The organism is Serratia bockelmannii (assembly GCF_008011855.1).
Lineage (GTDB): Bacteria > Pseudomonadota > Gammaproteobacteria > Enterobacterales > Enterobacteriaceae > Serratia > Serratia bockelmannii.
The window spans coordinates 1-1,409 of record NZ_VOUX01000012.1 but is presented as its reverse complement, the minus strand read 5'-3'; the positions used below and the strand labels follow the sequence as shown (position 1 = coordinate 1,409).

The 1,409-nt window shown below is 41.3% G+C and carries 1 pseudogene; it reads right to left on the bottom strand.

Annotation, left to right across the window (positions count from 1 at the left end):
• Positions 1 to 963: 963 nt before the first annotated feature.
• A pseudogene (locus FOT55_RS25595) lies at positions 964 to 1,409 on the bottom strand (plasmid recombination protein); the annotation flags it as partial.

Genomic DNA, 1,409 nt, shown 5'->3' with positions numbered 1-1,409 from the left:
CAACTGCTTTTTTGTCACTTCCCGTACTGCTCTTATATTTTTTAACAACGTGATTTTCAATATCTTCTATTGCTTGTTTCATGAATGGATTTTCCTTATTCCTTTGGAAGTCGGATAATTTTAGTTCGTTTTTTGCCATGGTATATTGTTCTATTAGTTCGATTTTTCGCCTACAAATATAAACTGTTAATCCAACAAAAATAGACACGTAGTTCGATTTTTAACATGATTTATTGAACTCTGAGTTCAAGCTAGATTGAACTGGCAGTTCATACAGTGTGAACTAGCCTATATTGATTATCAGTCACTTAGCTTATGTTGTTTCTTATAGTTCTTAATATACCCCAAAACAACACAAAATCAGCTACTTAAAAATCATCGGTCGGGGAGCGCCCAGCGGCAAGGGGCGGGACCACCCGTCCCGACGAGCGCCACACCATAAACTTTTTTTTAGAATAAGCACACAACCGTTTTCCGAACCCTACAAAATTTCTTCTGAATCCGAACGGCGTAACACTCCATTGAGTGAGTGCTGCCGTTTGGTCGCTCCCCCTTTGGGGGCGGGGGGGGTTATATTCCCCTTCCACCCAACTTTGGTGTATTTTGTTTAAGTAGTTCTTTCCCTTCGTTCATGGCGTTTGAAATGTTAGGGAAGCGGTGTTTTAATGCATTTAATTGTTCGGAATCGAATAAGTCTTTCATTTTACCAAGTTCTTTTTTTAATTCCTTGGTTTCGGTCTTTAGTTCTTGGTTCTCCGTCCTTAATCGGTTACTGGTTGTCCTTGCGTTGTCCATTTGTTGTCTATAATACTCCTTGTCACTCTCGGCTTTGAATGCCTTTGTGCCGTTTTGCTCTTTTTCAAGTATAGCCTTTCCCAGTCTATCGGATAGCTGTTCATTTTCCCCCTCTAAAGCCTTTACTTTGGCTTTTAAGGCATCCTTTTCCCTATCGTTGACTGTTTTTCAAATCAAGCCGTAAAACTTCTCTGAAGCCTTAGAAATGAGTTTTTGAACGTTTTTCTTTGTTTCAATGGAACGTAGTTCTTTCTGAAACTGAAGAAGCTGGTTTTGTACGTCCTTATGCTTGTCTAACGCACTGGATATATCGTTGGATAGTTCCTGAAGCTGTTCTTTTGCACATTCGGTCTTATACTGCATAGCCGATAGGTGTTTGCGGTCAGAAGAAACGCCACGTTCCATGCCCAGTGCTTCAGATGCTATGGTTTGGAGTGTTGCCATGTCATCACGCGATAAACGCACACTCTTCCCGTTCGGCTGCGTCCAATCGAAAACTATATGGGCGTGAAGGTTCGGTGTCCACTGCTTTGCATTCATGTATCCTTCGTCCTTGTGTATATGGATTTGAAAAGCTTCGATACCGAAACGTTCCTTGCAGACCGTAGCGAATT